18 protein-coding genes are annotated in these 25,469 nt (G+C 44.7%); 9 read left to right on the top strand and 9 right to left on the bottom strand.

The window, feature by feature from the left end:
• Nucleotides 1-17 precede the first annotated feature (17 nt).
• The 8 genes from G7092_RS24205 to G7092_RS24240 all read left to right on the top strand — a co-directional run bounded on the left by G7092_RS24205 (nt 18) and on the right by G7092_RS24240 (nt 14,248).
• Nucleotides 18-1,538, top strand: a complete 1,521-nt coding sequence (locus G7092_RS24205; RefSeq protein ID WP_166093523.1) for a RagB/SusD family nutrient uptake outer membrane protein — start codon at nt 18-20, stop codon at nt 1,536-1,538.
• Between the two features lie 99 nt (nt 1,539-1,637).
• Nucleotides 1,638-3,047 (top strand): aryl-sulfate sulfotransferase, encoded by a 1,410-nt coding sequence (locus G7092_RS24210; RefSeq protein ID WP_166093525.1) that lies wholly within the window; start codon nt 1,638-1,640, stop codon nt 3,045-3,047.
• Nucleotides 3,047-4,057 (top strand): c-type cytochrome, encoded by a 1,011-nt coding sequence (locus tag G7092_RS24215; RefSeq protein WP_166093528.1) that lies wholly within the window; start codon nt 3,047-3,049, stop codon nt 4,055-4,057. The genes G7092_RS24210 and G7092_RS24215 overlap by 1 nt, the downstream gene beginning before the upstream one ends.
• 32 nt (nt 4,058-4,089) lie before the next feature.
• A complete protein-coding gene (locus tag G7092_RS24220) occupies nt 4,090-7,068 on the top strand; it encodes a glycoside hydrolase domain-containing protein (protein WP_166093530.1) in 2,979 nt (992 codons plus the stop codon).
• 11 nt (nt 7,069-7,079) lie between these two features.
• The gene (locus G7092_RS24225) at nt 7,080-10,193 is read left to right on the top strand and encodes a DUF5107 domain-containing protein (RefSeq protein WP_166093532.1); all 3,114 of its coding nucleotides are present in this window, start codon (nt 7,080-7,082) and stop codon (nt 10,191-10,193) included.
• Nucleotides 10,194-10,202: 9 nt separating this feature from the next.
• Complete coding sequence (locus tag G7092_RS24230; RefSeq protein WP_166093534.1) at nt 10,203-11,525, top strand: DUF3472 domain-containing protein; 1,323 nt, start codon at nt 10,203-10,205, stop codon at nt 11,523-11,525.
• 117 nt (nt 11,526-11,642) lie between these two features.
• Complete coding sequence (locus G7092_RS24235) at nt 11,643-13,442, top strand: glycoside hydrolase family 35 protein (RefSeq protein WP_166093537.1); 1,800 nt, start codon at nt 11,643-11,645, stop codon at nt 13,440-13,442.
• Between the two features lie 167 nt (nt 13,443-13,609).
• Complete coding sequence (locus G7092_RS24240; protein ID WP_166093539.1) at nt 13,610-14,248, top strand: ankyrin repeat domain-containing protein; 639 nt, start codon at nt 13,610-13,612, stop codon at nt 14,246-14,248.
• 134 nt (nt 14,249-14,382) lie between these two features.
• Here G7092_RS24240 and G7092_RS24245 read toward each other — a convergent pair whose 3' ends face one another.
• The 9 genes from G7092_RS24245 to G7092_RS24285 all read right to left on the bottom strand — a co-directional run bounded on the left by G7092_RS24245 (nt 14,383) and on the right by G7092_RS24285 (nt 24,221).
• On the bottom strand, nt 14,383-15,927 hold the full coding sequence (locus tag G7092_RS24245; protein ID WP_166093542.1) for an arylsulfatase: 1,545 nt from the start codon (nt 15,925-15,927) through the stop codon (nt 14,383-14,385).
• Nucleotides 15,928-16,227: 300 nt separating this feature from the next.
• Complete coding sequence (locus G7092_RS24250; RefSeq protein WP_166093545.1) at nt 16,228-17,631, bottom strand: endonuclease/exonuclease/phosphatase family protein; 1,404 nt, start codon at nt 17,629-17,631, stop codon at nt 16,228-16,230.
• Nucleotides 17,632-18,140: 509 nt separating this feature from the next.
• The gene (locus tag G7092_RS24255) at nt 18,141-19,061 is read right to left on the bottom strand and encodes an alpha/beta fold hydrolase (RefSeq protein WP_166093547.1); all 921 of its coding nucleotides are present in this window, start codon (nt 19,059-19,061) and stop codon (nt 18,141-18,143) included.
• Between the two features lie 48 nt (nt 19,062-19,109).
• Nucleotides 19,110-19,673: a TetR/AcrR family transcriptional regulator gene (locus G7092_RS24260; protein WP_166093549.1), complete on the bottom strand. Its 564-nt coding sequence runs from the start codon at nt 19,671-19,673 to the stop codon at nt 19,110-19,112.
• An 84-nt stretch (nt 19,674-19,757) separates the two neighbouring features.
• Complete coding sequence (locus G7092_RS24265; protein ID WP_166093551.1) at nt 19,758-22,208, bottom strand: TonB-dependent receptor; 2,451 nt, start codon at nt 22,206-22,208, stop codon at nt 19,758-19,760.
• A gap of 55 nt (nt 22,209-22,263) precedes the next feature.
• Nucleotides 22,264-22,608 carry a hypothetical protein gene (locus tag G7092_RS24270; protein WP_166093554.1) on the bottom strand — a complete coding sequence of 115 codons (345 nt, stop codon included), beginning with the start codon at nt 22,606-22,608 and terminating at the stop codon, nt 22,264-22,266.
• A gap of 84 nt (nt 22,609-22,692) precedes the next feature.
• Nucleotides 22,693-23,130, bottom strand: a complete 438-nt coding sequence (locus G7092_RS24275) for a hypothetical protein (protein ID WP_166093557.1) — start codon at nt 23,128-23,130, stop codon at nt 22,693-22,695.
• A 45-nt stretch (nt 23,131-23,175) separates the two neighbouring features.
• A complete protein-coding gene (locus tag G7092_RS24280) occupies nt 23,176-23,631 on the bottom strand; it encodes a hypothetical protein (protein WP_166093559.1) in 456 nt (151 codons plus the stop codon).
• Nucleotides 23,628-24,221 (bottom strand): RNA polymerase sigma factor, encoded by a 594-nt coding sequence (locus G7092_RS24285; protein WP_166093560.1) that lies wholly within the window; start codon nt 24,219-24,221, stop codon nt 23,628-23,630. The genes G7092_RS24280 and G7092_RS24285 overlap by 4 nt, the downstream gene beginning before the upstream one ends.
• Before the next feature lie 168 nt (nt 24,222-24,389).
• On the opposite strand from G7092_RS24285, the gene G7092_RS24290 reads away from it, so the two are divergent.
• A complete protein-coding gene (locus tag G7092_RS24290) occupies nt 24,390-25,331 on the top strand; it encodes an NAD-dependent epimerase/dehydratase family protein (RefSeq protein WP_166093562.1) in 942 nt (313 codons plus the stop codon).
• Nucleotides 25,332-25,469 lie beyond the last annotated feature (138 nt).

A 25,469-nucleotide genomic window follows, 5' to 3' on the forward strand; every position in this document is an offset into this window, starting at 1 on the left:
ATATAAAGTTTAAGCAAATGAAAAAATATAGTTTTATACTCATCATGGCGGCGGCGGTTGTACAGTTTTCCTGTAATAAAACCAACCTCGAGCCCAAAATATATAGCAGTTTAACCAGCCAAAATGCTTTTTTAACCAAATCTGACGCTATTGCGGCGGTTAATGCGGTTTATGCCCGCTTAAAAGGCCCTTCTGTTGGTGATAATTTTGACTACTGGACTGTAAGGCACTTTGCCCTTACCGATTTAACCACCGATGTAGGCCACTGTAGCTATACCGGCGATCCTGGTCAGCTTTCATTGGTTCAATGGAACTCTGCCAATGGTTTAATAGCTGAGGATTACAGGCAGATCTATAAACTGATAGCTAATGCCAACAATGCTATTTTAAATATTTCGCCAATGACGGCCATTACAGCCGAGCAGAAAAACCAGTTCCTGGCCGAAATGAAATTTTTACGTGCGGTGGCCTATATGGACTTAACCGATGCCTGGGGGCCGGTAATCCTGAACACCGAAAAGGATGTAGCTAACCCTAACTACACCACAAAAACGGCTCCAAGTGCAGTTGCAGATGTAGAAGCCCTTTTAATAGGCGATTTGCAAAATGCGATTAATATATTACCCGTTGATTATACCAAAAGCGATATCTACACCACCAATGATGTAGGTCGTGCTACTAAAGGTGCAGCCATGACATTGCTGGCTAAGCTTTACCTGCGTCAGCATCAATGGCAGAAGGCTGCTGATATGACCAAACAGGTAATGGATTTGGGTGTATATCAATTGTATCCAACTTACGCGGGTCTGTTTAAAGAAACTAATACCTGGTGTTCTGAAAATATTTTCTCAGTACTGAGTGATGCTAACGTAAATGGAACCGAGCTGTTAAATCACTTTGGTCCCTTGAGTCACCCGGTATTAACCGACAGGTGGCAGTATTATGCCGTAACCTGGGATTTTTATAACAGCTACGGTGATGAGGACGATCGTAAAAAAATGTTTTTTACCGAATACCAGGGTGTTGACAATTTAACTCATAAACAAGCGCCAACTTTAGGCGCAACGGCACCGGCAGGTGTATTGTATATGCCCGATGTAGCCACCATGAAATATGCTGATCCGAATGGTGCTAACACCTATTATGACGGTCACAGTGTAGATATTTTACGTTATGCCGATGTACTGTTAAGCAGGGCCGAAGCGCTGAATGAGTTAGGCGGTCCAACAGCCGAAGCTATTTCACTGGTAAACCAGGTAAAGGCACGTTCGCATGCCAAATTACTGGTTCCTGCCAACCTTACCCAGGCTAGCATGCGCGATGCCCTTTTACAGGAACGCGGATGGGAGCTTTATTACGAAGGTAAACGCCGGGCAGATCTGATGCGCTTTGGTAAATACGCCGATGTGGTGAATGCTTATCTGAAACGTACAGGCCAAACGCCAACCGTTCAAATGCCGCGCGACCAGTATTTTCCGTATCCTTTAAACCAGGTTAACATCAATCCTAATTTAAATAATGCCGGAAGGCAACAGTAATTGATATACTTTTCTGAAAAAAGAATATACGGCTCAAAAGGCTGTATATTCTTTATATTTAAATCAGATGGTACAAAGTCTGTTTAGCATTGTAATGATATGGTGAAGAGTTTCTTTAAAGGTATAACCTTGTCGATTTTTTTATTGGTTTGTGCGGGTTGTGCCAATAACAGCACCGCTATCAAAGAAATAAAGGTAGGTCTGCATAATAACAACGAATTAAAGATTCAGATAGATGTGCTCACCGCTTCGCCGGTGGATGCCTATGCCGAATATTGGGTTGATAAAGGCTCGGATAGTACCAAACAGGTCTCGCCCATATCAAAAAATACCGAGAGGCATAAATTGGTACTATGCAATATCGCTCCAAAAACCAATTATGCTTACCATATTGTCACTGTAGTTAATGGGGTTAAAACGATAAGCAAAACCTACACTTTCAGCTCGCATGAGTTGCCTTTGTTTTTGCAGGAGCAGTTCACGGCTAAAAGTGCGTCTGAAAATCATATCCCTGCCGAATTTAAAGATGGCTTAATGCTCATCAACAAACGGTATGCACCCGGTGTAGCTTATATGGTTGATTATAAAGGCCAGATTAAATGGTATCACATGATTGATAATCTGGGCTTCAAAGTGATTCATTTTACTAAAGATCATACGCTGCTTTCTATCCTGGGCCGGAATGATGAACCTACCAGTTACGGCAGCGAAATATTGGAGGTAAACCTGGAAGGTGATACCCTGCTACACTTGAAAAAAGGTCAGGGTGATTTTAAACAAACCATACACCACGAAATTTTAAAAAACACCAGCAACCAGATAGTAACCCTTTTTGTTGATCAAAAGATCATGGACCTAAGCACCGTTGGAGGCGGTAAAAAAGATACCGTGAATGGCGATGGCATCATAGTGATGGACAAAACCGGTAAACAGCTCTGGAAATGGAGTGTGTTTGATGTGATGGATCCGTTTAAAGATCCCAAGCTGCTTAAAACCAAAAAAGACTGGATGCACGCCAACAGTCTGAACTATGATAAGGATGGTAACTATCTGATCTCTTTCTACAACAATGGTCAGATCTGGAAAGTTGACGCCCATACCGGCAAGGTGATCTGGAAGTTTGGCAAGGGAGGTAATATAACCATGCCTGCCGAATGTAACTTTACCCAGGCCCATGCAGCACACATCAATATGGAGGGCAATTTGATGTTTTTTGATAATGGTGTCGAAAAGCACCAGTCGGGCGTATTTGCCATGAAGCTGGATCAACAACAAAAAACATCAACAATAGATTTGCACATTCAATTGCCCAAAGAAGTATTTAACGGGCGCATGGGCAGCGCTTATATGATCAACGATACCAGCGTGCTCTGCTGCTGCTCCAAAAGGCATATCGTTGTGTTGAGCGACCGCAAAGGGGTATTATTATGGACGATGGAAACGGCTGTGCCTACGTACCGGGCTATTTTTGTAAAGAGTAGCGAGCTTAGTCCCTATTTAAAACCGTGATGAACAAGAGGTATCCATATTTGATCATCTGGCTGGTAACGGTCTTTATACTGTGGAACCTGGCGCAGGTCAGTTCCTGTAACGAAGACCACGCAGCGACTTTAAAAAGTGCTGCAACCAAAGATAACCTGGTGACTATTGACACCCTCAAAATACCACATGATAAATTTGGCGAGGCAGTAAGATATGGTCGTGCATTAATGCTACGTACAGCTTATTATATTGGCCCTGATGGTGTAAATGGGCATTACACCGGTAACAAAATGAACTGCACCAATTGTCACCGTGATGCAGGTACAAGACCTTACGCCTTTAACCTGGTCAATTCATTTAAGGAATATCCTCAATACCGGGCAAGGGAAGGAAGGATCCTGTCATTGGCCGAAAGGATCAATAACTGTGTAATGCGCCCCAACCTGGGTAGACCTTTGCCGCTGGACGGACGGGAAATGATCTCGATCATGTCATACCTCAAATGGCTCAGCGACTCTGCCAGTGTGAACAGCCATACCAAAGGACTGAAAAATATGGAAGTCAGCTTTCCCGACAGAGCTGCATCTTCAGATCAGGGCGAAAAATTGTACGCGCAACATTGCGAACGCTGCCACGCTGCAAACGGTGAAGGCCAAATGCAGTTTGATCAGGCAACTTACACCTATCCGCCGCTTTGGGGGCCAAAAGCGTATCGTCAGGGATCAAGTATGCATCGTGTGGTAAAACTGGCGCAATGGCTGGTAGCCAATATGCCTTTTGACAAGGTAGCTCATAACAAACCATTCCTCACCGATGCCGAAGCGCTTGATCTGGCTGCTTTTATCAATGATGATAAAAAACATCCCCGGCCATCAAAGGGAATAACCGAAGTGCAATACCCACACGCCAACGAAAAAGCTATTGATTATGATAAAGGGCCTTTTAACGATCCTTTTTCTGAAACACAACATAAATACGGGCCATACAAACCAATTGCCGATTATTGGAAAAGTAAAGGACTAAAGCCCACTTACTAAATTTTGAATACTACTGATATTGACCAATGAACATGAAAAAACAACTCTTTGCGCTCATCCTCTTGTTGCCTGCCCTTGCGGCACAGGCCCAAAAAATACCTTATACCAATTGTAAAAACTGCTGGCTGCCCGATTCATTGGGAAACCACCGTGTAGTTTTAACTTTTAATGGTACGGGTAAGGTCGCCAAAGTAATTATCCCCTGGAGAAGGAGGGATAACGATCCTGAAAATAAACGCGTAATCATAGAGGATGCTCAAACAAAGCAAAAAGTTACCAATGTAAAACTGGGCGCCATTACCCGCGAAAGCGGCGAAGTGGTTTTTGAGCCAACATCTGGCAAGGGAACTTACTTTGTGTATTACATGCCTTATAAAAATGAGGGTCGATCCAATTATCCAAGAGGTATCTACCTGAAACCGGAGAATACTGCTTCATCAGCATGGCTAAACAGCTTAAGTGGCAATATCCCTGCGGCTACGGTGAAAGAGTTTCAGTCGATAGATGCGTTCAACAGCTTTTACCCGATGGAAGTGATCGCTACTAAAAATGAAACGGATGCGCTGATCGCCAAACATAAAAACGAAACTTTTTTGGTTTTTCCGGAGGATAGATTGAACTCCATCCGCATGACCAAAGATTTGCCGCAGCGCTGGATAGAGCTTGGTCCGCAGAGTAAGTATGTAGCTTCAGCCCTGCGCGGTGAAAACTTCTCGTTTCAGTTGGGTGTATATGCCCTGCAAAACCTGGACGATGTAAAAGTGACTTTCAGTGATCTGAAAACTGCTACCGGTAAAAAGATCCCGGCTTCGGCTTTGTTCTGTATCAATACAGGTGGTACTGCTTATGACGGTTCACCATTGACTAAAACAGTGACCGTAACCCCCAACACCATCCAGGCTTTATGGTGTGGTATTGATGTGCCTGCAAGCGCTACTGCTGCTGTTTATACCGGTAAAGCTATTATCAGCAACGGCAAGACTTCCAAAGAAATCCAATTGTCCTTAAAGGTAAGTCCCGCATTAGCTAAAAACGGCGGCGTGGATGAGCCCTGGAAAATGACCCGCTTGGGCTGGTTGAACTCTACCATGGCGCAAAAAAATACGGTGATAGCGCCATATAAACCACTTGTGGTGAAAAATAATACGGTTGAATTATTGGGCAGAAAAGTAGAAGTGAATACCGATGGTTTCCCTAAACAGATCCAAACCTTTTTCACTCCTGAAATGACCGAGTATGCCGATGCACCTAACAACCTGCTGACCGAGGCTATTCATTTTCATTTCCTGAACGCAGCCGGTAAAAATATCAAACTTAAAAGCCAGGGCTTGCAATTTACCAAACAGGAGCCAGGCACGGTGCAGTGGACTGCTACCAGCGCTAACGACAGCCTGCAAATGGAAGTAACCGCCTCCATGGAGTTTGACGGTTTTATAGCATATACCGTCAAAGTAAAAGCCTTGCAGGATGTGAGTTTTAAAGACATTACCATGCACATTCCTTTTAAAAGAGATGTAGCTAAATATATGATGGGCCTGGGCCAGAAAGGCGGCTATCGCCCTGAAAACTTTGAATGGAAATGGGACGTAAGTCATAAAAACCAGGATGGTGCCTGGATAGGTAATGTAAATGCCGGTTTGCAATACTCGCTGCGCGATGAGAAGTATGTTCGTCCACTCAATACCAATTTCTACCTGCAAAAACCACTCATCCTGCCATCGTCATGGGGTAATGGCGACAAAGGCGGTATCAATGTAAAAGACGATGGCAAAGCAGTACTGGCCAACAACTATAGCGGCGAACGCAAGCTGAACAAAGGCGATGTGCTTTATTACAACTTTAACCTACTTGTTACGCCTTTCCATACCATCAATACCGACTTTCAGTGGGCTACCCGTTTTTATCATGCCTACAAACCTATTGATACTATTAAACAGGCTGGTGCTACGGTGATCAATATTCACCATGCTACGGCTATCAACCCCAATATCAACTATCCTTTCATCGCGTGGAAAGCCATGAAGGCTTATGACGATTCGGCGCATGCAGCGGGTTTAAAGGTGAAGATCTACAATACCATTCGTGAGCTGTCCAACCATGCTTATGAAACATTCGCTTTACGCAGCCTTGGGCACGAGATTTACTCATCGGGTAAAGGCGGTGGTTTTAGCTGGTTACAGGAGCACATAGGCGACGATTATATAGCCGCCTGGTTTGTTCCCGAAATTAAGGATGCCGCTATCATCAACAGCGGTATGAACCGCTGGCACAACTACTACGTGGAAGGCATGAACTGGTTAACCCAAAATGTAGGCATCGATGGTATCTACCTGGACGATGTGGCTTTTGACCGCGTAACTATGAAACGCGTTAAAAGAGTGCTGACCAAAGACGGTCACCCGGGTATTATCGACCTGCACTCGGCCAACCAATACAACAAAAGCGATGGCTTTAACAACAGTGCCAACCTGTACATGGAGCATTTTCCATACTTAAACCGCCTGTGGTTTGGGGAGTATTTTGATTACGAAAAGAACAGCCCTGATTTCTTCCTGACCGAAGTGAGCGGTATCCCATTTGGTTTGATGGGCGAAATGCTGCAAGGCGGCGGCAACAAATGGCGCGGCATGGTTTACGGCATGACCAACCGCATGCCATGGAGCGATGGCGCCGATCCGCGCCCGATATGGAAAGTTTGGGATGATTTTGGCATCAAAGGCACCAAAATGATAGGTTACTGGGTTGATGATAACCCGGTGAAGACTGATCACGATAAAGTATTAGCCACCATTTACAAAAAAGATGGCGCCGTACTGGTTTCCATAGCAAGCTGGGAGGATACAGATACTGAGATTCAATTAAAAATAGACTGGAAAAAATTAGGCATCGACCCATCAAAAGCAACCATAACCGCGCCGGAGATCAGAACGTTCCAACCGGCCAAAACGTTCGGTTTAAATGATAAGATCCCGGTTGAAAAGGCCAAAGGCTGGTTACTGATCATTAAATAATGCCTGTAGCTATGAGAAGAATAGGACTGCTTGCTTTAGGGCTATGTTTATCGGCAGGATGGGTCAAGGCCCAGGAAAAGGCGGCTTACCGGGAGTACAATAAGGTGATCACTACCTATCCGTACTCGGATCCTAACCCGATACCGGCGTTCACCAATATCTACCCATACTTTAGGTATGATGGCTTTACCGATAAGCCCGTGCAAAAGGAGTGGAAGGTGGTGGAGCTGCAAAATAAGTATATCACCTTAACCGTGCTGCCGCAGATAGGCGGCAAGATCTGGTCGGCTGTGGAACGGTCGACCGGCAAAGGTTTCATTTATGAGAACCATGTGGTGAAGTTTCGGGATATTGCCATGCGCGGCCCCTGGACAAGCGGCGGCATCGAACCTAATTACGGCATCATTGGGCATACCCCCAATTCCGTTACGCCGGTTGATTACATCGTACGTAATAATGATGATGGCAGCGTAAGCTGCATCATCAGCGTGCTTGATCTACTCACCAGCACCACCTGGGCCATGGAGATCAACCTGCCTAAAGATAAGGCCTATTTCACCACCAAATCAACCTGGTACAATGCCAACACGCTGGATGAGCCCTATTACCACTGGATGAACATCGGCATCAAAACAAAAGGCAACCTGCAATATATGTACCCTGGAACCGGTTTCCTGGGTCATCAGGGTGAGCATGGCGACTGGCCCATCAACAAGCAAAATGGTAAGGACGTATCCTTTTATAATAACAACAATTTTGGCGGTTATAAATCGTACCACGTATTTGGCAAGTACACCGACTTTTTTGGCGCTTACTGGCACGACGATGAAATGGGCATGGCCCGTTATTCGGGTCGTGATGATAAGGCCGGTAAAAAGATCTGGATCTGGGGATTGTCAGATCAGGGCATGATCTGGGAAAAATTGCTGACGGATAAGGACGGGCAATATTCCGAGATCCAATCGGGCAGGTTGTTTAACCAAACATCGCCCGAAAGTACATTTACGCCATTTAAACATAAAGGTTTTGCTCCCGGCGAAGCCTCGGTATGGACAGAATACTGGTACCCCGTACTCAAAACCAAAGGTTTTGTAGAGGCTAATAGCTACGGTGCACTCAATGTGAAAACAGGAAACGGCTGGCTGAAACTGGCACTGAGCCCGGTACAAAAAATTGCCGATAGCCTAGTGGTTAAACAAGGCCAAACGATCATCTACAGCAAAAAGCTGGAACTAAACCCCTTGCAAACATTTGCCGACTCTGTTCAAATGGATGCAGGCAAAGGCAGTGTTGTGGTTACGCTGGGCCGAGATAAGATCATCTACAATTCAAAACCTGACGAAGGCGATCTGAGCCGTCCGCTGGATTCACCCAAAGATTTTAACTGGAATACGGCCTACGGCTTGTACATACAGGGCAAGGAATTGATGGACGAAAAAGCCTACCCGCAGGCCGAAGAAAAATTGCAGGCAGCCTTAAAACTTGATCATAACTATGTACCTGCCCTGGTGAAAATGGCGCAGCTACATTACCGCAATCTGCAATATACCGAAGCCCTGGAACTGGCCAAACATGCCTTAAGTATTGATACTTATGACGGGGGAGCTAACTATTACTACGGCGTGATTAATGCCAAACTCAACCATACAGCCGACGCCAAAGATGGTTTTGATATAGCAGCCTTGTCCATGGAGTACCGTACGGCCGCCTATAACGGGCTGGCCGGTTTGTATCTGCAGGAAAAAAGCTATGATAAAGCACTGGAGTACGCTGCCAAAGCGCTCGACTTTAATCGGTATGATCTGTCTGCTTTGCAGGTGCAGGCTATCGCTTATCGCTATCTGCATCAGCAGCAAAATGCCGAACGGGTGTTAGCTCAGATACTGATCTTTAATCCGCTTGACCATTTTGCCGGGTTCGAAAAATATCTGTGGGATGCCTCCACCAAAAACCAGTTCATAGCTTCTGTCCGGAACGAACAACCTATTGAAAGCTACCTGGATCTGGCCAATGTTTATTATCAATATGGATATCCGGAGGAATGCCTTAAAGTATTGAGACTTTCGCCAAAAAATGCTTTGGTAAACTATTGGCAAGCATTTTTACAGAATAAAGTAAAGAGACCGTTTTTAGAAGAATTGGATAAGGCCATTATTGCTACTCCCGCCTTTGTATTCCCCTTCAGGGCTGATGATGAAGAAGTGCTCACCTGGGCCATACAGCAAAACGACAACTGGAAACCGAAATATTTCCTGGCCTTGTTGTATAAAGATCGTAACCGTATAGCCGAAAGTAAAAATCTGTTTACGCAATGTGGAGATCAACCAGATTTTGCGCCGTTTTATGCGGCCAGGGCAGCCATGCAGATGGGGGCGTCTGATCTGACTGATTTGCAAAAAGCTTTGAAATTGCAACCTAACGAGTGGCGTTATTATAAATTATTGGGTGAGTATTATGTGGCTCACGACCAATATTCGGAGGCTTTAGCTACGGTGGAGCCTTTTTATCGTAAACATTCCGAAAATTATATCATCGGTATACTGTATGCTAAAACGCTGCTGCTGAATAAACGTTATGCAGAATGTGCCAAACTACTGTCGGGCATCAATATATTGCCTTTTGAAGGGGCTACTATTGGTCGCGATTTATACCGCGAGGCCAAGCTGATGCTGGCTATAGAAAAACTCAGAAGCAATAACTATACAGGCGCGCTGACTTTAACAGTTGATGCCAAACTATGGCCGCTTAACCTGGGCGCGGGTAAACCTTACCCAGAAAATATTGACGAAAGAGCCGAGGATTGGCTGACTTACCTGTGCTACACCAAACAAGGCAAAGATGCCGATGCGCGCAAGTATCTGCAAAAGATCATTGCCTTTACACCCAAAACCGACAATACGGTTAAGAATTTTTTGCCGGCCAACAGTCTCGTAACCGCCTGGGCCATGGAAAAACTGGATAGTAAAGCCGCCGCCACAGCCTGGCTTGATGCACAGGTTAAACAATATCCAGATAACGATATCATGCAATGGTGCCAGCAGGTTTTTGAAAAAGGATCGGCCGAAAAAGCGGATACCAGCGATACCATCGTACGCATCCTGCAACAAATCATGACGCTGAAATAATCACTCCAAATGAAAAAACATCGAATAATCACAGCTAAAATTGCTTTACTAGGTGCAGCCTTTGCACTACTGCAATTGAATAGTCGCGCAGCTACGCTCCCGGCAGATACCGCGCTTAAAGTACCCCTCGGCGGCAACAGTTGGGTAAGCAAAAATGGGCAGGCTATTATTGACAGCGCTGGCCTGGGCAACTGGAGCTCGAATGCTGATGTAATAAGTGTATACGTGCGTTTGGAAGCTCCCGGCGATTTGAAAATAGCGTTGAGGCTGCAAGTACCTGAAGGCAGCAGTACCATCAAAGTATCGGCAGGACAAAGTGTTTTAACCAAAACGGTATCTAACCGCGAATCCGCAGTTGTTGATTTTGGTACCACACATGTTAAAGCTCCGGGTTATCTGCAAATAAAACTACAGGGCGTAAAAAAGAGCGGAAAGGTATTCGCCCAGGTAAGCGACTTGTTATTGACCGGTTCGGCTACGGCCAATGGTGCCGAGTATACCAAGGACAATCATGGTAGTTATTTTTACTGGGGCAGGAGAGGGCCGTCGGTACATCTGAACTATCCATTACCAGATGAAGCCAAAACTACTACGGAGTGGTTCTACAATGAAGTGACTGTTCCCGTAGGTAACGATGTACTGGGTTCATACTTTATGGCCGATGGCTTTACCGGCGGATACTTCGGTATGCAGGTAAACTCTCCAACGGAGCGCCACGTATTGTTCTCTATCTGGAGCCCTTTCAATACCGACGATCCTAAAAGCATCCCCGATAGTTTAAAAATCCACCTGTTAAAAAAAGGTGTAGGCGTACATGGCGGTGAATTTGGCGGCGAAGGTTCGGGCGGTCAAAGCTATATGAATTATCCATGGGTGGCAGGTAAAACCTATGCATTTTTAATACATGCCCAGGCCAATGCCGTAGCCAAAACCACCACATTTACAGCATACTTTAAACCAGCCGACCAAACTACCTGGCAACTGGTTGCCAGCTTTAAACGCCCTATGTCGGGCTTTTATTTAACGGGTTTGTATTCGTTCCTGGAGAATTTTGATCCGGAAATGGGTACTGTGGAGCGCCGGGTAAACTTTGGCAATGGCTGGCTGGTGGATACTAACGGCAAATGGTATCCATTAACCAAAGCGATTTTTACCGGCGATGCTACCGCGAACATCAAATACCGCAAAGATTATGGCGGTGGTGTGCAGGGCAATCATTTTTACCTCAGAAACTGTGGATTTTTTAATGATTTTTCAACGCTCAAAACCGATCTTAGCCGTCAACAATCCGGCACAGATCACCCAGTTATTGATTTTAATAAACTACCGTGAGATTGGTATCAAGTAGCTAGTATCAAGTATCACGACTTTTTTCTTTTGACATTGAAGAGGCAGGGTGTCTTGATACTTGATACTAACGACTTGATACTAACATAAAACCAACAATCCGTGAAAAAATACCTTTTACCCTTACTCTTTTTATTACCCGTATTCTGTTTTGCGCAGGACAAACACGTTTTCAGCCTGAGTAAAAACGAATTTTTGCTGGATGGCAAACCTTTCCAGATCATCAGCGGTGAAATGCACCCGGCCCGTATCCCCCGAGAGTACTGGCGCGACCGTATCCGCATGACTAAGGCTATGGGTTGTAATACCATTGCGGCTTACGTATTCTGGAACTACCATGAGGCTACCCCGGGTGTTTTCGACTTTAAAACAGGCAACCATGATATAGCCGAATTTATCCGTATTTGTAAGGAAGAGGGCATGTGGGTACTGTTACGCCCAGGTCCGTACGTTTGTGCTGAATGGGATTTTGGCGGATTGCCCTCATGGCTGTTAAAAATCCCTGATATTAAAGTGCGTTGCATGGATACCCGATACATGAGCGCGGTAAGTCGTTATGTGGCCCATTTGGCAGCCGAGGTTAAATCATTGCAGTGCACCAATGGCGGTCCAATCATTATGTCGCAGATCGAAAATGAGTATGGCAGCTACGCCAATGATAAAACCTACCTGGAAACTCTGCGTAAACTATGGGTGCAAAATGGTATCATCGTACCTTTTTACACAGCCGATGGCGCAACGCCTTATATGCTGGAAGCCGGCAACATTGATGGCGCGGCTATCGGGTTAGACAGCGGCACCAGCGATGAGGATTTTGCCCAGGCCACCAAACGTAACCCTAATGTTCCATCATTCAGCAGCGAAACCTATCCCGGCTGGTTAACCCACTGGAAAGAGAAGTTTGCCAAACCCGATACCAATGGTTTGAAGAAGGAAATTACCTATCTGCTGGAGAACCATAAATCATTTAACCTGTACGTCATTCACGGCGGTACCAACTTTGGTTTTACCGCTGGCGCCAACGCGTTTTCGGCTACCCAATACCAGCCCGATCTGACCAGTTATGATTACGATGCACCCATCAACGAACAGGGCCAGGCAACGCCCAAATACTATATGCTGCGCAATCTCATCAGCAAATACGTAAAATATAAAATTCCGGCTGTGCCACAGGCTGCAAAAGCCATCAGCATACCGGCTATTACTTTAGCGCCACTTACTAGTATCTGGAAGCAATTACCAAAACCGTTCCTGTCGCCGCAGCCTCAGCCGATGGAATATTACGATCAAAACCAGGGCCTGATGCTTTACCGCACCAAACTTATCGGTCACAAAAAAGGCACGCTCACCATTACCGAGCCACACGATTATGCCATGGTATTTGTAGATGGTAAATTGATTGATACCGTTTACCGCGATGGCGGCAAATGGAACATCAAGATCCCCGAAAGCAGCAGCAAAGACCCGGTATTGGATATTTTGGTAGAAGGCATGGGACACATCAATTTTGCCCAGTACATCATTGATCGTAAAGGTATTACCGACCGTGTTACCCTTAACGGTATGACTTTGATGGATTGGCAGATATATCCATTACCTATGACTGAGGCCTTCATCAAAACATTAAAACCGGCAAAAGCCGAAGCAGATGCCAAAGGCATGTTTTTTAAAGGAACCTTCAATCTGCAGGAAACCGGCGATACTTATTTCGATCTGAGTAATTATGCCAAAGGCATTATTTACGTAAATGGCCACAACCTGGGCCGGTACTGGAACACCGGTCCGCAGCAAAGGCTATACTGCCCGGCATCATGGCTCAAAAAAGGAAGCAACGAAATTATAGTGTTTGATTTCCATTTGAATGAAGCCAAAACAATCAGTGGTAAAACTACTTTGGAATAGGGGGGAGGAAAATTTGTAAAACGGGTGTCATGCTGAGCCCCGTCGAAGCATGGTGTGCAAGCCTCTGCGCCCCGCCCTTCGACGAGCTCAGGGTGACACCCGTTTTTGCTATTGTTTTTATAAACAAATAGTTAAATTCAGCGTATATAAACAGGAGAGTAGCAAACATGAAAACACTTATCGATAATAAAGATTACCAAGGGATAGATGAGGCCCTTGCCAATGATCCAAGTTTGGCTAATGAAGGTATTCCATATGATAGTGTCAACACCACCAAAGCCCACCCCCTGCACCGACTCTGCGACGGGGTATTTTCCGGAACGTATACCGATGCCGAAGCCGTACAAATGGCCAGGATATTTTTGGCACACGGAGCAAATGTTAATGGTAATCAATTGGTAGAAAAGCAGGATAGCCCGCTTGTTGCTGCAACAAGCCTGTATGCCGATGAGGTAGCTATTTTGTATATCGAAAACGGTGCGATTATAAATCATCCAGGATGTCATGGAGGCACCGCCTTACATTGGGCAGCGTACTGCGGAAGGGATAAAGTGGTTAAAAAGCTCGTGCAACAAGGCGCAAAAGTTAATAAGTTATGTATCGATTTTAAATCCACACCGCTATTTTGGGCCGTTCATGGGTTAAAAAATGGCGGTACAACGAGTTCATCTGATAGTGTGGAATGTGTTAAGATACTGCTCCAGGCTGGCGCCGATAAAAATATCCCCAATGCTGGAGGAACCACCGTTTTCGATATGCTGGATGACGGTGATGTGGAATTGAAGGAATTATTGAAAGAGGTTTAAATCCATCTTTCTCTCCCATGTCGTTCCTCCTCGCAATGACATATTCTTTTATAAGCTGTTCCAGACTTGCTGGCGCACGCGTGCCGCGTGTGACCTTATAAAGCACAGGCGAAACCCCATCAAAAATCAGTTACTTACTTTTCCTGTTCCAATACCGGGATAATAAAGCGGCTAAGCTCTGGTGTATGGTGTTCTTTTTTCGAAATAAGGGTCATTCTTTGTATAATATCGGGGTGTTGTGCAGACACATCATTTTGTTCCTGCTGATCATTGGAAAGATCAAAGAGCGACCATCTTGTGTTTCCTTTTAACATATTTAACCGTACGCCCTTCCAATTGCCAATCCGGATAGCCTGCTGGCCATCATATTCGGGATATTCAAAATACAGGTACTCATGTAAAGTTTGTTTTCCTTGGTCAAGTATGGCCGGTAAAATGCTGAGTCCATCCACCTCTTTCGGTATTTTTAACTTTAGGAGGTCGCACAGTGTTGGCATTATATCGATGGTTGCCGATATCAGGTTGCTGGTGCTTCCGGGCTTTATTTTTCCGGGCCACGATATAATGAATGGTTCCCGTATACCGCCTTCATGAACAAAACCTTTTCCCCAACCATATTCGCCTTTAAACGGTCCCGCGCTTTTAAAAAATGTGGGATCCACACCGGCATTATAGGCTGGCCCGTTATCAGAACAAAACATGATAATGGTATTGTTATATAGCCCGTCATCTTTTAATTTTTGAATGATCTGTCCAACCTGCTTATCCAGCAGCGTGATCATGGCGGCATAAGTAGCATGCGGATAACGCACCGGGAAATAACTGCCTCCTAAAAATGGTTTTTCGTCGCCAAATTTTTGGTGGTAATAGTCAACCAGGGCCTTTGGTGCTTGCAGTGATACATGCGGCAAAGGCGTTGGGTAATACAGGAAGAACGGTTTCTTTTGGTTGTGGTCAATAAATTTCAGCGCCGCTTTCAGCAGGTAATCAGGTGTATAGCCCTTTTGCTGATATTTTTCATAGTTTTTTTCATCAAGCGAATCCAGATCCTTAGGAAATAGTACATTAGGATCAACAACTTTATTATCCAACGGAACCCGGTTATTGTTTTCCCATAAATGTGCGCTGTAATAGGTATGGTCCTGACGCTGGCATATAAAGCCAAAAAAATAGTCGAACCCCTGGTTATTGGGTGTGCCACTGGTCATGGGTGCACCTAATCCCCATTTGCCAACAATACCAGTGGTATAACCGGCTGCCTTTAATACTTTGGCAATAGTAATAGTTGAATCGGGGATGGGATATTGCCCTTCCAATGTCGGGTTTTTCTCCATTTCCTTGAAACTCCATACATCGCCCCGCTCTCCCCATTCATGATTTCCGCGGATAAAGGCTTTACCCGAGTTTTTACCGGTCATGAGTGAATAGCGTGATGGAGCGCAAACCGGATAGGCATAATGTTGTGTAAAGCGTTTACCATGTTTGGCCAGTTCATCTAAGTTGGGGGTTTCAATTTTTTGCTGCCCGTAACAACCTAACTCGCCATATCCCATGTCATCTGCCAGGATGTAAACAATATTAGGTTTTGCTTTTGATGTTTTAGGCGATGAGCCGGTTTGTGCAAACACGTTAACATATATCCCGAACAGTAAAGCTATGCTTACAGAAATTCTTTTCATCGAACTAAAGTTACTGATCGTCATTTGCTTAGTTATGTAGATAACAAACGTTTGTGTGGTTTTTAATATTAAGTGAGCTCGCATGGTAACGACTCACCCCGACATCGCTGCGCTCGTCACCCCTCTCTCCGCTTCGCGCATAGAGGGGGCTCTTTCTTTTTTCTTTACCCTCTTTCCGCCTCAGGCGAAGAGAGGGTGGTCCAGCGAAGCGTAGACCGGGTGAGTCTGCTATGCGTCATGCTTTCCGAGCTTCCGGAGCATATCTCACAGGAGCGAAAGTTTTGTGAATGCAGGATCGATCTAATTACCATAAGTAAACGAAAGCCTTGGGGCGATTTCAACATAGCCGTTATCTTTAAAATAGGCAACATAATAAGAGCCAGAAGGCTTGCCCGATGGTAAGGTTAACGTTAGGCTGCCAGATACCACACCATTGGTATATTGCCAGGCATCAGCATAAGTGTTAGCGGCGCCGGGTACTTTGCCGGTTTGATAGATCCCGATCCATGCTTTAGTATCGGCAGAGCCATTGGCAAAATTCACGGTAATGGTTTCTCCGGTTGAAAATTTTGCTTTATTTAAACTAATGCTTGCCTGAGTAGTGGTTGTTTTGATAGAAAAAGTAGTTATAACTCCTTTATGGTCCGAAGGCCATGTTCCTGTTGGCTTCAAAAAAGGATTGGTATACGTAGCATCTTCATACCCCTGGCCCCTTACAATGGAACCTGATGGCCCGAATACGATAGACTCGTTTACGTTTACCCTGTTATAATTGTCGGCATAATAAATATAATCAATGCGGTCGCGCTCATCGGCATCCGGTGCCCATACCAGTGATGATAACTTGGCGCTGGTGTTAAAAGCGGCCCAGGTAAATCCTGGGTATTTTACCGGATCGGGGTTTTTAACCCGGTATGAATCCTGGTAGCCTGCTCCATATAACTTAACACTGCCTTGCCAGGGCACAATGGTGCCGTGGTGATCAAACAAATCCTTTTGTGCCTTAACCCAATCTAAATGCGATGGTTCATTAAAATCTCCCCCTAATATAACAATCCTTCCATTGTCCCTTTCCTGTTTGGCATCGCTTACAAAGGCGCTTAGCTCTTCGTCACGGGTTGATTTCAGGTTGGCTGCCAAAACGCTATCTACGTTGGTAACCGGCGCGGCTATTTTATTAAAGGTTACACCATCATAGCCCCGTGGCAGGTAACAGGCGTAATTGGTATAGTCTAAATGGGCCGAGTAAAGGGTAACCTGTGTGGTAGAATTCAGATTAACAGTGGCTTTATCAAAAGCATTGCCATAGATATTGGTTTTAAATGAAGCAATTGGATATTTTGATACAATACCCACATTATAGTCATAAAACGAATAAAAAGTATACCCCTTTGCCTTTAAAGCCGCTACAATGCGTTCACTAAACTTAGTGCTGTTATAATTTCGAACCTCGCTTAAGGTTATGAGATCGGCGCCTGATTGAATAATAGCATCAACAATACCATCAAATCCACCGCTTACTGATGTACCTTCCTGCCAGGTATTTAATTGCAAAACTTTTAGTGTAACGGAGTCTGCCGCGATTGCCTGCGTTGTTTGAGCCTTAACCGGCTTTATACTATCTGATGCAAAAGATGAGGATGCTTTTTTGCAGTTTAAAAGCAAGAGTGATGAAAGTAATGGGATGAGGTAGCTTTTTTTCATTTGATGATTCTTATTTAAATACAAAGCAATACATACACTATTGGGATAATATTATTTTTATATTATATCATGTGTAAAATAGTAATGTTTATGTCTTGGTTTCTGGCTTCTGTCTTTGCTAAAATTACTGATCGTTAGTTATTAAAATAAGTGTTTAACAAACGTTTGTGTTGCTTTTAATATGGAGTGAGGGGCGGCTAGTGTGGATTAAAAAGAGCGTGAGGACGGTGCGATTCCCCTCTTGAGAGAGTAATAGCTCATGATTAGACATTAGCCAAAAAGGGGTGTCATGCTGAGCTCCGTCGAAGCATGGTGGGCAGGCCCCTGCGCTCTACCCTTCGACGGGCTCAGGGTGACAGGCCATTTTTTTCAAGCTCCCGCGAGATTAGTGATAGCGTATCTCGTGGGTGATTTGTAGTAAGCTTTCAGCTTACGTCAGCTGAAAGCTGAACCATGTATCCCGCGAGCTGGAAGCTCGCAGGAGCGAAGAACAAAAGGGCCACTGATGATTACCGTGCAGTAAGTTCCAAAAACTGCTGGATGAGTAAGCCAACCGTATCCGGTGCATCTTCCAAACTATAATGGCCAACGTTTGGCAGTTCATAAACCGATCCCCGAGGAAATGCCGAACGAAAAAGCGGGATAAAGTGTTTTCCGTGCAAGGTTTTATCCTCAGCACCCCAGATGCATAGTGCAGGGAGCTTGCCAATGCTTCTTTTAGCCTCATCAGATGGTTCTTCAAAAATGTGCGCGCCAATGGCAAAACCTTTTGCCCAGCCAAGTGCGCCGCGGCTTTCTTTCGGGGTGGTAAAGGCTGCACGGTAGGCCTCTATCCAGGTATTGGTGATCAGGTTGTTCTGTTCAAAACCATTCAGTTTAAGCGTACTTAAGATATGGTAATGGATCTCATTTAATACTGTCCCGAGCTTTCCGGATGCTTCGGCCTGCATGATCCATTGAAACCAGGGCGATTCCTTGGTGTTGGCTTCTAATGCTTTACCTAATTCGGGCTGACCAAAGGGGAGGGGAGTGTTTACACTAATTACCCGGGCAATACGATCCGATTGCCGAGCTGCCAGGCCCATACCTACCGGTCCGCCAAAATCATGCATAACAAGGGTGATGTCCCGGAGATTAAGGTCGAGCACTAACTTTTCAATATTATGAATATGGTCCTGCAGCCAGTAAGTCCGGTTTTGTGGAGTTTCACTTTTCCCAAAGCCCATATGATCGGGTACAATTACCCGATAGCTGCCGGAAAGCTGGTGAATCAAATGTCTGTATAAATAGCCCCAGGTGGGTTCGCCATGCAGGCAAAGTACCACTGCGCCCTGACCTTCGTCGGCATAATGCATGTTAAATCCCGGAGCCTGTGTAAAGTGGGGGGTAAATGGAAAGCTTCCATCAAAGGTTTCATTTATAGCTATCATGTATGTAAAATTATATAGAGTTATCTATTTTTTATAAGTCAAAAAAAATCAGCCAATCATTTGGCTCAGAAATTTTTTCACGTTTTCCAAAGCCAGCGTGTTCCTGCTGATGGTGGTACTTACCGTAGCGCCTTCTATCATCAGGAAAAGGGTATCGGCAAGCAGTTGAGTATCCAAAACCCTCTTTGTTTCCAATTGCTCAAAAAGCCCGGTTATCAAAGCGCGTTGTTTTTCTTTATAAACGTCGGCTATCTTTAGCACTTTGGTATCATTGGCGCCTACTTCGGCAGCAATTTTTATAAAGGGACAGCCCGCGAAATCAGAATTAACCTGCTGACTGATCCGGTAATCAATAAATTTAAACAGCTTGTCTTTTGGGTTGCTGAGTCCCTTGCTGATGTTTTCGAATCCGGCAAATGATTCTTCTTCCTGTTTTTTCAAATAGGCTACCAGCAGCTCATTTTTTGACGGGAAGTGATTATACAGGGAACCAATGGCGATATCCGCCTCGGCAATAATTTGATTGATGCCGGTTTGATTGAATCCCTGGTGCGAAAAAAGATCCGATGCTACATTCAGTATCCGGTCCCTAACTTTTATTTTATCTGACATAAAATTAATGTTGGGACAAATGTAAATAATGTTTTATAAAATAGATAGATCTATATAAAAATAAATTATAACAAGTTGCCAAAATTAATTTTTCACCCGGTCGCTTTCCTCGCCTGCACCTGTTTGATTGTGCTTGCGCTGATCCTTCACCGTATTTCCAAAGCGCATACTTAAAGTAAGCAGTGCGGCACGTGAATCTTTCAGTGTGCGGAAACTGGCATTTGTTTGATACAGATTGTTGATAGCGCCCTGGTTAATATTGGTATTTAAAAGGTCGCTGATACTGAGTTTTAGCGTAGTACGCGGCGACAGGGTCTTGGCCACGGCTATGTTGAGGCGGCCCCTGGCAGCCAGCGTGAACTGGGCATCGGTCTGTTTACTTTGATACTTGCCGTCTGTTTGTAAAGTCCATCCTTTATTAAGCTTGAACTGCAGTACCGCCTGCCCGGAGAAACTGGTGCTATGGTTGTTTAAAGTACCGGTGTAAAAATCGCTGGCCTGCCGAAGCTGCCATACATCCCCGCTCAATTCCAGACGAAACCACTTCGCCGGATCGAAACTGGCATCTGCATTTAGATCATACAATTGCGTGTTCCCGATATTTCCCGGGCGATCATAATAATACCCGTTACGGATCTCTATGGTTTCTGTTGATCGGTCGTGGATATTGGTATAGGTCATGGTTACCGAAATCCTGTCTTTATAAATATAACCCAACTCAAAGTCGCCCGAGTACGAAGGCCGCAGGTATGGGTTCCCGATATACAAGGTATATTTATCCAGCGGAGAAATAAAGGGATTCAAATCCTGATAATAAGGGCGCTCTATCCGGCGTCCATAGGTCATTTTTAGTTGGTGATCACCCAGGGTATCCAGTTTATACAAAAGATAAAAGGTTGGGAACAGACCCGTGTAATTGCGTTTAAAGGCAGAGTCGGCCTTTTGCGCGTTGCCCAACTGATGACCGCGCGAATCTGTGTTTTCCACCCGGAGACCCGCCTGTATGTTTAGTCTTTTAAAATCCTTATTTAAATTGATGTAACCGGCATTAATGGCCTCTTTATATAAGAAATGATTGGTCTTATCATCGTCCGTAATGGCATTTCCGTTTACGATATCAAAATAATTGGCCTGGTTATCGGTGTTGGTGAAGCTGCTTTTCACGCCCGCCTCCAGTTTCAAGCCTCCGGCTAATGGTTGGCTATAATCCGCTTTGGCCGAATAGATATGAATAGCTGTAGGAAGCCTGCCATTAAGCTGATCCATAGAGCCCGAACCCGTTGTGGCATAACTTTGGTTTAAAAAAGTTTGGTTATTGTCCGTCGCAAAAGCCAGGTAATCCAGGTTGGTCGTTATTTCAGGTCCATCTTTTTTAAAGGTATGCCTGTAATTTAGATTAACGCTGCCGTTTTTAAATTGGCCCAGTTCCTTATTTTTTGAAATGATGGAAGAATCGGGCCTGCCCGCAGCATCTGATAATTGCCCTTTGCTGTTATTAAGCTGATCTGGCGAGCGGATGATACCATTTAACAGCACGCCAATAGTAGTATTTTCAGATGCATAAAGGTCCATACCCAGTTTGGCATTGTATCCGCTGCTTGTAGTGCGGATGTACGAGTTCTGGCTGAATGCACCGGATGGCTGCCCGGCGTTATAAAAGTAGTTGCGGTTGATGTCTACATCATTAAAACCATTGCTGAAAGTATAAGCAAAGGTGCCGAACACGTTGATCTTATCCTTACGGTAATTAAAATCCATGCTGTTATTGGTAGCCGTGTACCGGCTTTGACGCAAACCAAGGCTCAGCCCCAGGTTAAACCCTTTCACTTTGGTCTTTTTGGTTTTAATGTTGATGATACCGGCGGTACCGGCTGCATCGTATTTGGCTGGGGGATTGGTCATCAGCTCGATCTGCGATAAGGTTGATGAAGGCATCGAGCGCAGGTAGTTTTCCAGGTCGCTACCAGAAAGGTAAGTCGGTTTATCATCTATATAGATCGCTACGCCGGATTTGCCATGAAAACTAATCTGCCCGGCCTGGTCAATGGCAACACCCGGCGACTTTTCCAGCACATCCAGCGCAGTGGTGCCTGCATTGCTGATCAGTGCATCTACATTAACGACCGTGCGGTCGATCTTTTGCTCCAGGAATGCCTTTCTGGATGTGACTATCACTTCCTTTAAAATTTGGGCCGACGTTTGCATCGTGATCTGGTTTAAACTGATCAGCAGATGCTGCGCATCAACTGTGATACCTCCGCTTTGATAAGGCATCAGGCCAATGGAAGTAACTTTTATGCAAAAGGTGCCGGCACTGTTTATACCAATGTTAAAACTTCCATCTTTAAGTGTAAGTTTATATTTTACTGTCACAGAATCTTTTAGCCGCATGAGGGATACCGTAGCGCCTTCAACGGGGCGACCATTTGCATCTGCAACCTTCCCGGATATTGTACCGTTGATGGTTTGGGCGATTAGAAAATTTGGGGTAAAGCAAAGCCCTATGGCCAAAAATGCCATGATAAATATTTTCATACAAGTGTTTTAATTAAGTGGAAACCGGACCGGTTTAAGTAATAAACGGGACGGGTTAATTCTGCACAAGCATATCGCTAATACCCTGGCACATTTTCCTGATACGAAAAATAGCAGCAGCAGAATTTGCCTGCTTATCGGCCGTAATTAATAGATCACCTTCCGAGGTTTTAATCCGGAAATCGGCATTTTCTGTCCGGAGTATGTTGGCGCAACTATCCATATACCCGGTTACTTTCGGCGTTATTCCGGCGTAAAAGGATGCTTTGAAAGTATACCTGGTTTCCGAGTCTTTTATGGACAAAACCGTTTCGCCCTTACGTTGATTTTGAATGAAAAAGGCAAAACAAATGCATAGCAATAGCAAGGCGGTAATAATTACCGGAGTTAATTTTTTCATCTTTAACGTGTTAATGTTGACAGAAAAGGCATAGCATTCCCATGCCCTTAAGATTTTTTACTTTTGAAAAGAAGTTTGGAGGTATTACTTATTGAGGCGGCTGACTAACAGGAAATGGCCGAGAAAACCTATGGCCAAACAAAACGCGATAACCATGAGGGCATAGATATCTGTGAGATGATAACAGCCGATGATGCCAAGCCCGGCAGCAATTCCGCAAAGTGCGCAGAACCATTTGAGGCTGTTCCTGAACTCATTTTTACCAGTTGCCATCAACTGTGTAACTACGGTTTCCGGGGTACCCATTTCTACAATCTTTTTCTTAAGGCTGTTATCCAGAAAGAGCCTGATCATTGTTAGAATAAAACTCGTAGCCATAAAGATCATCAGCAGGATAACAATATCGCGCACAAATTCTTCGAAGGTGCCCTTGTCGCTCATTAAATTGGTGCTGCTTTGTGCCTGCGCTCCAAAAGCGGCTGAGAACAACAGCAGGGTTACATATATCTTTTTCTTTTTCATGTTTTTATAATTTGCTTTTATACCAGATGAGACCGGTTACCCGGATTATAGTTGCAATGTTTTTGTATTTAAAAGTGTGTGTACCTGCTTTTGATGGTTTTTAACCATTTCAACACCCTGGAAAATCAGGATAACCACTGCCGCGGTAATTGCCGTTGCTGTGAGCACTGTTGACACACTCGTGATAGTCGCCTCTATATAAGATGAGAAGAATAGTGCTAACGAGGCAATCAACATGACAGAAAACACGGATATCAAAACCGCTGCCCATGGGAACGCGCGTTTCGGCTCTGGTAACTGCTCCAGTACAAGATTGGTAAGGTTAAAATCAAACTGGGGTTTTGCCTGGTTGTGGATGCCGTTAAAAAGCAGCTGGTAGTTGGCGATGTTTGTTTGGCAGTCAACGCAGTTTTGCACATGTGTTTTCAACTGATCACTGATGGTTTCCGGTTCAGCTACATAAAGCTGTATCTCGGTATCGGTAAGATGTGCTGTTATCATAACTCGTTCCTTTTATATTTTAATAAAATGTTTTCTTTCAGCGTTTTTCTTGCCCTGAAAAGGTAGTTTTTCACTGTGCCCTCTGGCAGGGATGTAATTTCAGCAATTTCGGCATAGCTTAGCTCTTCCTGGTGGTATAAGGAAATAAGCATTTTATAAAGTGGCTTAAGCTGTTCTATCTCTGTGTTAAGCAGAGCCGCCAGTTCCTTACCAAACAGGATATCTTCGGTGTCATTCTTCAGATCCTCGCTAATGTGGTTTAGGGGCGACTCACTGTCTTCTCCAAAGTTATCCAGGAGTACCAGCTTCTTTTTCTCCAGGTAATGAAGACAGGTATTATAAGCGATCTGACCGATCCAGGTAGATAATTTAGATTGAAACTTAAAGCCACGAAGATTTTTGAAGGCCTTCAGGTAAACGTCCTGGGCAATGTCTTTCCGGTCGCCCGGGCTGCTGATCATTTTGAAGGTCATTTGCGCAACCAGTCCTTCCGTCTTTTTAATGATCAAACCAAAAGCATGGCGATCGCCGTTTAACACAGCTGTTACCAGGCGTTGATCGCTTAATTGTTCATCCTTTTGATTGCTCACTGTTGATTAGACCGGTTAACGTAATTTATGTTGCAAATTATTTTTTGGCACAACTATAGTAGCGACCGAAATAAAACCCACAAGTATCAAACGTTTGTGTAGAAATTGAAGGGTACCAACGGTCTTTTTTCAATTAATGATACCTAATTTTCGGCTTTGAAACCGGATATGGATAGTATTTTAGTAATAGGCTCAAACGGGCAGATAGGCACCGAGCTGATTGATGCCTTAAAGGAAACCTGGCCTGTGTATCAGGTTATTAGCTGCGATATAAGACCACGTGAGCAGTTAAAGGGCGATATGTTTGTACAAGCCGATGTTAATGACCTGGAGCGGCTAAAAACGATTTTTGAGCAATATCGCATCAAGCAAGTATACCTGCTGGCGGCACTTTTATCAGCCACCGGCGAAACCAAACCCCGTTACGCCTGGGATTTGAACATCAATGGTCTGCTCAATGTATTGGATCTGTCGGTAGCTTACCGGGTGGAAAAAGTTTTCTGGCCCAGTTCTATCGCGGTGTTTGGGCCGGGTTCGCCCAAGGATGATACCCCGCAGTTTGGTGAAAAAGATCCGCAAACGGTTTATGGCTTCAGCAAGCTGGCCGGCGAGCACTGGTGCAACTATTATCGCGAAAAATATAGTCTGGATGTCCGCAGTATCCGTTATCCCGGTCTTATCAGCTGGAAAGCCGCGCCTGGCGGAGGTACTACCGATTACGCCGTACAGATATTTCACGACGCCATTGCGAGCGAAAGCTACGCATGTTTCCTTTCGGCCGATACGCGCCTGCCTATGATGTATATGAATGATGCCATCCGTGGCACCATTGAGCTGATGCAAACCCCACTGGAAAAGTTAAAAGTATTCCGTTCCTATAATCTGGCTGGTTTTAGTTGTACACCCGGTGGATTGGCAACTGAGATCAGCGAACATATTCCGGGTTTTACCATCAGTTATCTCGAAAACGACCCTCGCCAGCAAATAGCCGACAGCTGGCCAAGATCAATTGACGACAGCGAAGCCCAGAAGGACTGGGGCTGGCATGCCAGATTCGATCTGAAAGCGATGACCGGTGATATGATCAAACACCTGTCGCTGGTGATATAATAGAAGAACCAAACCTTATCATAATTCCGCAAAAAATTTCGTATATTTACGGGAATTGAAACAGCCCGCTTCTCTGATAAAAGAGGAGCGGGCTGTTTGGTTAAGCGCAAATCGGGAACAAAAACCGACTGTTTGGTG

The sequence above is a fragment of the Mucilaginibacter inviolabilis genome (assembly GCF_011089895.1).
GTDB classification, from domain to species: Bacteria; Bacteroidota; Bacteroidia; order Sphingobacteriales; family Sphingobacteriaceae; genus Mucilaginibacter; species Mucilaginibacter inviolabilis.